Origin of the sequence: Pseudomonas sp. 39004, from assembly GCF_028682155.1 — a bacterium.
In the GTDB taxonomy this organism is placed as follows: domain Bacteria; phylum Pseudomonadota; class Gammaproteobacteria; order Pseudomonadales; family Pseudomonadaceae; genus Aquipseudomonas; species Aquipseudomonas capeferrum.
Window position 1 is genome coordinate 1 of sequence record NZ_JANIAG010000220.1, and the last position, 7,656, is coordinate 7,656.

Here is a 7,656-nt window from a genome sequence, read left to right on the forward strand (position 1 = left end):
CGCCGCGCGGGCGGCGCTCGATCTGATAGGCGCTGAAAATGCCAAGCCAGGCACCTGGTGGCCCCCAATACAATCTCCAGACATCCACACTCCCCCTCAAAAAGCCAAGGACATCCCTGCCTCAGTCACCCGTGCGGCACGGGCGCTGGGCAAGTAATTTTCATTGGTGTTTCTGAAGCACCACAAGTTTGGCCGGCCTGGCTTGCCCAACCAGAATGTCTTCGAAAAACGCCCCGACCGGCTCGGTGGGGTGGCACAGCTGAATCTCCAGTACCCAGACCATCTCGCTCGGTACGATGTCCAGGTCGGCCAGTTTGTCCTGGCCGAACAGCGCATGGGGGAAGTCGGCGATGCGGTGCCCGGCCAGGTTGCGCTCCAGCTGCCAGCCTTTGGCCAGGGCGCTGCGCTCGGCGACGTCGTACAGTTCGCGGCCGGTCAGCCCGTCGCACCAGGCTTGGCGCGTCTCTTCGAACACCTCGTGCAGCGCGGTGACGCAAGCCTGATGCAGCGGGTGCTCGCCGAACACGAAGGTGTCGCCATAGTCGCCTTCATAGCCATCCCACACCGGGCCGAGGTCGACCACGGCGATGTCGGTGGCACGCAGCCGGCGCTGCAGGTCGATGCCCTGGCGCGGTGTGCGGATGGTGTCGTCGCCAAAGCGGATATAGGTCGGGTGCCAGGTGTGCGACGCGCCCATTGCCTGCAATGTCTGGCCTGCCATGTGCAACGCCTCGGCGGTGGTCATGCCGACTTTCAGTTGGCTGACGATGGCCGCCAGGGCCCGTACCGACTGCTCGCGGGCGGCGAGCATGCCGTCCAGCGAGTAGCGCGGGCCGACTTTTTCCAGCACCGGGTGCAGTGTGTCGAGCATCGCGGCCTCCGGCACCGATGCGCCGCTGGGCACAAACGCTTCGGCGACAAAACGGTGTGCCTGCACGCCCGCTGCAAGGCACAGTGCGCGGGCCTGGCTGATCATCGCAGGGTTGCCGCAGGCATAGACCTGGGTGTCGGCCCACGGGTGAGCATGCGTCAACGCAACCTGTTGCAAGCGGGCTTGTGCCGACAGTACCCGGTGCCAGCGAAACCGTGGATGGGCCTGGCTGGCCTGGTCGAGAAACGCGCTGTCATAGAAGTCGTCCAGCGCTGAACCGCCCCAATACAACGTGACCTGGGCAGTGCCAGACAGGGCCGTCAGCAACAACGGCTTGATGCCGGCATAGCCGGTGCCGGTGGCGAACAACACCACGGGGCGTTCACCTTCGTGTTGCCAGGTGCAGGCGCCCACGGGCCCTTCGAGCTGCAGCGCGTCGCCCACCTGCAGGGACGGCAGGGTGCCTGCGGTGAACAGCCCGCCGCTGAGGGCGCGAATATGAAACACCAACCGCCCTTGGTCCTGCGCTGGCAGGTTGGCGATGGAGAAACAGCGGCTGTCGCCGTTGGCCAGGCAAAACCTCAGGTACTGGCCGGCGCGTACCTCGAGGGGCTGCGTGGGTTGCAGCACCAGTTCGGTGATATCCACGCTGAGGGCGCGTTTGCTCAGCACATGGGCGCTGATCTGCAGGGTCGGCGTGTCCACTGACCAGCCGGGTATTTCCAGGCGCATGTCGCTGCAGGCATGGCTCTGGCACAGCAGCATCTCGTTGGCGGCGAGGGGGTAGCAGGGCGCGGGCGTGTCGTCGCTGCGTTGTTTGGGCCGATACTGGCCCGCCACTACCTTGACCTTGCACGACCCACAGGCGCCGCGGCGGCACGAGAAGGGCGCGGACAGGCCGCTGGCGAGCATTGCATCGAGCAGCAAGCCTTCGGCGGCTTCGAAGCGCTTGCCCGAGGGCGAGAGTTCAATGACATGGCGATCGTGCATACAGACCTCAGGGCGCAAGGGTGGGCTGGAGAGGCCTGATTGTTGCGTTTAGACTAGGACCACAAGAACCTCCAGTTCTGGATAATTCACATGGTCCAGCTTCGCAAATGGCGGCCGCTGCTCAAGCTCGATGGGGCTCAGCCGCAGGCCTCGTACCGCAAGATCGTCGAAGGCCTGGTGACCGCCATCGTCGAGGGCCGCCTGCGCCCCGGCACACTGTTGCCCGGCACGCGGGAGATGGCGCAACTGCTCGACGTCAATCGCAAGACGGTGATCCTCGCCTACGAAGAGGCGGTCACCAAAGGCTGGCTGGAGAGCGTGCAGCGCCGGGGCACCTTCGTCAGTACCCGGCTCGCGGCGGGTACGCTGCCTGCGCGCGGCGCGCCGCCGACCTTCGCCCTGGCGCTGAACGACGCGCCTGCGGTGGCGTATTTCACCCACAGCGAGCAGGTGACGACGCTGCACCATCGGCCAGGCGCGCTGTTTTTCGATAACGGCGCCTGTGACCATCGCCTGCTGCCCCAGGCTGTGTTGCATCGCTATTACCGCAAGGCCTTGCGCACCAGTTTCACCACCAACACCGTGCGCCATGGCTGCGAGGGCAGCAGCCAATACCTGCGCAGTGCATTGGCCGACATGCTGCGCCATAACCGCAGCCTGAACGTGGGGGCAGAACACATCTGCCTGACCCAAGGCGTGCAGATGTCGCTGTACCTGACGGCCAGCGCATTGCTCAAGCCGGGTGATGTGGTGCTGGTCGAGCGCCTGAGCTACCCGCCGGCGTGGGAGATATTCCGCCAGCTGGGGGCGCGGCTGGTTACCGTCGACCTGGACGAGGAGGGTTGCCGGGTCGATCAGGTCGACGCGTTGTGCCGGGCACACGACGTTCGCATGATGTACCTCACCCCGCATCACCAGTTCCCGACCACGGTCAGCCTGCATGCCGCACGCAGGCAGCAATTGCTGGAGCTGGCCAGGCTGCATGATTTTTGCGTGATCGAAGAAGACTACGACCACGAGTATCACTTTGCCGGGCGCCCCTACTTGCCGCTGGCCAGCGACCCCTCGCAGCGCCATGTGATCTACATCGGCTCGTTGTCCAAGTCGTTGGGCAGCACCTTTCGTTGCAGCTTTATCGTGGCGCCGCCGAATGTGATCGAGGTGCTTGAGCGTACTGCGGTGCTGACCTTGGGGCAGGGGGACGCGGTCATGCAGCGGATGCTGGCGGACCTGATCAATGACGGCGAGCTGAAAAAGCACCTGCGGCGGGTGTCCAGTGAGTACCGTCGGCGTCGGGAGACCTTGTTGAATTGCCTGCGCGATGCTTTTGGCGAGCAGATAACGGTGCAGGCACCGGAAGGCGGGTTGGCACTGTGGGTGACGTTCGACGATGCGATCGATGTCGATCAGTTGGCGGCCAAAGCGTTGCAGCTGGACCTGGTGCTACGCGGCGGCGGCCAGTTTTCACCGTTCGGCCACCGCGAGAACGCCTTGCGCCTGGGCTTCGCCTCGCTCGATGTGGACGAGATCCGCCGTGCCACCCAGCGGCTGGCACAGGCGGCAAGCGCCCTGGGCAGCCTCAGTCGCCCGCAGCTGCCCGCACCGTCCGAAACCCCACATGAGACGTCGCCAGGTACACCGTCTGTGGCTGCCGTGCCGAAGGCCGGTAGCGCATGCAGGCATCCGCCGAGCACAGGTGTGAACCCCCTTTGATCACCACCACCGGCGTCCCGGGTTGTACGGGGTCGTAGCTGTCGCCCAGCGCCGGGCCCGAGGGGTCGAGGGCGGCGTCGCGTGCCTCATCATGCCCGGGGCGATAGCCGCTGCGCGTCAGCTCCCAGACGTTGCCGCCCGCGTCGAACAGGCCAAAGCCATTGGCCACGAAGCAGCCCACCGGGGAGGTGCCGGTGAAACCGTCGAGCGCTTGATTGTGATACGGGAACTGCCCCTGCCAGGTGTTGGCCATGGGGTTGCCGTTGGGGCGCTCGGCCGTGCCCCAACTGAAGTCCGCATCCTGCAGGCCACCGCGCATCGCGTATTCCAGCTGCGCCTCGCTGGGCAGTGTGCGCCCGGCCCAGCGGGCGTAGGCCTGGGCATCGCGCAGGGTCACCTGCACCACCGGGTGGTTGGCCCGCTCGCGCCAGTGGCTGCCGGGCCCCAGGGGGTGGCGCCAGTTCGCCCCGGCAACGAATTGCCAGCCGGGCCGCAACACCTGCGCGCCTTGCTTGAACACCATTGCGCCTGGCACCCGCAGCGGGTCTGGCAGGTCGGGGGCGGCTTGTGCGTCGATGCCCTGTTCGGCCTGGGTCACGTAGCCGGTGGCCTGCACGAAGCGGGCGAACTGGGCATTGGTGACCGGGTGCACGTCGACCCAGAAGGCCGAGACCTTGGCCCGGTGCGGCGGGCCTTCTTCGCTGTAGAAGCGGTCTGAGCCGAAGCTGAACGTGCCCCCGGCAACGCGGACCATACCGTCTCGCCAAGGCCCCTGGTGGGGCTCTGGTACGCCGCTGTAACTGCTGCACAGCAGCGCCGGTGCAGGGGGCACTGGCCAGGCGGCATACGCGGCGGCAAGCACGCCGAGGGCGAGTGCCACGCCTCCGAGCCTGCGGGGTGTCATGGCGTGCGGACCAACGCGGGGGAAACAGGCCGCCCCTCGGCCGTGGTCACGATGTTGTTGCGCTGGGCGTAGCTTTTCCAGTCGCGCAGCAGTTCGGCCACTTGCTTGGGCTGTTGCGGGGCCAGGTCATGGCGTTCGCCTGGGTCCTTGCTCAAATCGAACAAACGCCAGGCCGGCGCTGCGTCGGTGGTATCGAACAACAGCTTGAGGTCGCCCTTGCGCAAGGAGGCATTCCCGTTGATTTCCCAGCCCAGGGCCTCGTCGCGGGGGTGGATCTGGGTGTCCTTGCCTTCGAGGTAAGCCAAAGCTGATGTGCCTTGGGGTGGCACGATATCGCGGTCGCGGTACTTGATGCCTGGCAAGGACGCACCGGCCAGTTGCAGCAAGGTCGGCATGATGTCGCGGACGCTGGCGAGTTCTTCGCTGCGCCCAGGTTTTATCGTCGCCGGGTAGTGGACGAAGGCCGGTACGCGAATACCGCCCTGGTAGGTGGTCATCTTGTAGCGGCGGCTGGGCAGTGCGCTGACCTGGGCCCAGGCCGAGCCGATCATCAGGAACGAATCGGGCCGGCCGTAGTTTTCCAGACGGTTGTCGAAGTTGCTTTTGATCCACGCCGGGTCTACACGGTTGGCGTTTTCCGGGCCATTGTCGGACATGAACAACACCAGGGTATTGTCGAGTTCGCCCGTGGCCCGCAGGTGCTCCACCAAGCGTCCGACCTCGGCGTCCAGCGCCGCTACCATGGCTGCGTAAACCTCCATGGTGCGGGCTGACTGCTGCTGTTGCTCAGGGCTCAGCGACGCCCAGGCCGGCACGCCTTCCAGTTGCGGCTCCAGCGGGAAGTCGGCGGGCACCAACCCCGCCTTGCGCTGGCGCTCAAGCCGTTCGCGGGCAATCTGCTCATAGCCTTGGTCATAGCGGCCGCGGTATTGCGCCAGATACGCGTCGGGCGCCTGCAGCGGCCAGTGCGGTGCAGTGTAGGCGGCAAAGGCGAAGAACGGCTTGTGGCTGGCCTTGCCCTGGTCGATGGCGTCGATCAGGCGGTCGGTGAACCAGCGGGTCGAGTAGAAATCGTTAGGCAGCTCCACCGGCTCGCCGTTGTGGCGGAAGGTCCAGCTGTAGTTGGGCAGCAGGCCCATGTTGGTTTGCTTGAAGTGCGCCGCGCCCCCTTCGAGCAGTACATAAGCCTGGTCGAAACCGCGGTTCTGCGGCTGCTGCGCCGGGGTCATGCCCAGGTGCCATTTGCCGGCGATGTAGGTGCGGTAGCCGGCATCGCGCAACAACTCGGCGAGCGTGGCCACGTTGGCCCCCAGCACACCTTCATACCCCGGTTGCACTTCGCTGCCCGCCGGCAGGCGCCCGCGCGACTCGGCCATCATGCCAACCCCGGAGAGGTGCGGGTCGTTGCCGGACATCAGCATGGCGCGGGTGGGGGAGCAGCTGGGTGCGGCGTGAAAGTCCAGCATCAGGCGCCCATCCGCCAGCAGCTTGTCCAGGTGAGGGGTAGCGATTTCACTGCCCAACGCAGACAGGTCGGAAAACCCCAGGTCATCCGCGACCACCAGCAAAATGTTGGGTTGTTTAACGGTTGGCGCGGCGAACGCTTGGCTCGCGCCGAGCAGAAGCAGGCCGAAAGCAAGCAAGGGCTTCGAGGGTGTCATGGGGTTCTCTTTATTATTGTGGGTGGAATGCACCACATGATTTTTTTATTTAATGATCTTGTCAAGGAATGCAAACCGCAGGCGCCCGTGGCTGAAACGCTTCTTTACGGGCTTTGCATGGCAACGGCCCTGAATCGGGGGTTTCAAAAGTGTTCGATCAGCGAACACTGATCGCGCAGCCCCAGCGGTGATATGCGTTGGCGCCTATTGACGGCATCATCGTTAATCAAAATAATCGTTAACAGAGTTATCCATTTTCACAACAACAAGAAAGGATATTCTGATGACCAAGCCGTTGACGGGGGCATGTCTGTCCCTGGCGCTGTTATCAATCGCTCCGCTTTCACAGGCTGCCAGCCCCTTGGAGGACAGTCGGCCGGGGCGTCCCGGCGCGCCGCGCTGGGTCGAGGACTACCGCTTTCTGGATGCACCGGGCAAAGCCACCGATCCGTTCGATGGCCTGCGCTACCATCGCTTGTCCGACAGCGCTTGGCTGCAATTGGGCGCAGAGGCGCGCTACCGCGCCGATGCAATGGACAAACCGTTCTTCGGCTTGCGCGGCATCAAGGACGATTCCTACCTGATGCAGCGCCTGCAGGCGCACGCCGACCTGCACCTGTTCGACGATGCGCTGCGCGCCTTCGTGCAGGTCGAGAACACCCGCGCCTTCGGCAAAGACCTGTACTCGCCCAATGACGAAAGCCGCAATGAAGTGCGCCAGGCCTTTATCGACCTGAACCATGACTTTACTGGTGGGCGCTACACCACACGCGTCGGCCGCCAGGAAATGGCCTATGGCAACCAGGTGTTCGTGACCTACCGCGATTCGCCCAACATCCGCCAGACTTTCGATGGGCTGCGCGCCAGCCTCAACCTCAAGGACGGGCGCAAGCTCGATGCCTTTGCCGTGCGGCCCGTGGAAACCGGCGAGGACAGCTGGGATGACGGCAGCAACAATGCAGTCAAGTTCTATGGCCTGTATGGCACGCTGCCGCTGACCCTGGCGTGGAACATCGACCTGTTCGCCTTCGGCCTGGAAACCGACGACCGCACCCTGGCGGGGGAAACCGGTGACGAGAAACGCTACACCTTCGGCACTCGCGTGTTCGGCCGCTACCAAGCCATCGACTGGAGCTGGGACCTGGCGGGCCAGCGCGGGCACCTGGGCAACGCCGATATTCGGGCCTGGGCGGTGTCCAGCGACACCGGGTACACCTTCAGCCACCCGTGGAACCCACGCTTGGCCATGCGCCTGGACGCCGCCAGTGGTGACAGCGAGGTGGGCGATGGCAAGGTCGGTACCTTCGACCCGTTGTACCCGCGCAATGGCGTGTACGGCGAAGCCAGCCTGACCACCTTGAGCAACGTCATCGTCATTGGCCCGACCTTCGGTTTTTCACCTTGGCGCAACCTGCGTTTCGAGCCCGGCGTGTTCGAAGTGTGGAAACAGAACACCAGCGACGGGGTATACATGCCTGGCATGAGCGTACTTGCCAACACCCGCGGCACTGGCCGAC

4 protein-coding genes and 1 pseudogene are annotated in these 7,656 nt (G+C 64.8%); 2 read left to right on the forward strand and 3 right to left on the reverse strand.

The features are described from left to right. Positions 1-160 precede the first annotated feature (160 nt). Entirely contained in the window at positions 161-1,861 is a 1,701-nt protein-coding gene (locus NP534_RS24310) for a M24 family metallopeptidase (protein ID WP_274100400.1), read from the reverse strand. A 90-nt stretch (positions 1,862-1,951) separates the two neighbouring features. Between NP534_RS24310 and pdxR the strand changes: the two are divergent. Continuing rightward, positions 1,952-3,436, forward strand: a pseudogene (pdxR, locus tag NP534_RS24315) (MocR-like pyridoxine biosynthesis transcription factor PdxR); the annotation flags it as partial. 4 nt (positions 3,437-3,440) lie between these two features. Here the strand turns inward: pdxR and NP534_RS24320 are convergent. Together NP534_RS24320 and NP534_RS24325 are read right to left on the reverse strand one after the other, a co-directional pair. Continuing rightward, on the reverse strand, positions 3,441-4,454 hold the full coding sequence (locus tag NP534_RS24320) for a formylglycine-generating enzyme family protein (protein WP_274100401.1): 1,014 nt from the start codon (positions 4,452-4,454) through the stop codon (positions 3,441-3,443). Between the two features lie 20 nt (positions 4,455-4,474). Beyond that, entirely contained in the window at positions 4,475-6,139 is a 1,665-nt protein-coding gene (locus NP534_RS24325) for an arylsulfatase (protein ID WP_274100402.1), read from the reverse strand. A gap of 283 nt (positions 6,140-6,422) precedes the next feature. Between NP534_RS24325 and NP534_RS24330 the strand changes: the two genes are divergently transcribed. Next, positions 6,423-7,656: alginate export family protein (locus NP534_RS24330; protein WP_274100403.1), on the forward strand; the 1,234-nt coding region annotated here is incomplete at its 3' end.

Excerpts from the sequence above, each read along its gene's own strand:
- NP534_RS24310 (WP_274100400.1), bottom strand. The coding sequence starts at position 1,861 with ATGCACGATCGCCATGTCATTGAACTCTCGCCCTCGGGCAAGCGCTTC.
- NP534_RS24325 (WP_274100402.1), bottom strand. The coding sequence starts at position 6,139 with ATGACACCCTCGAAGCCCTTGCTTGCTTTCGGCCTGCTTCTGCTCGGC.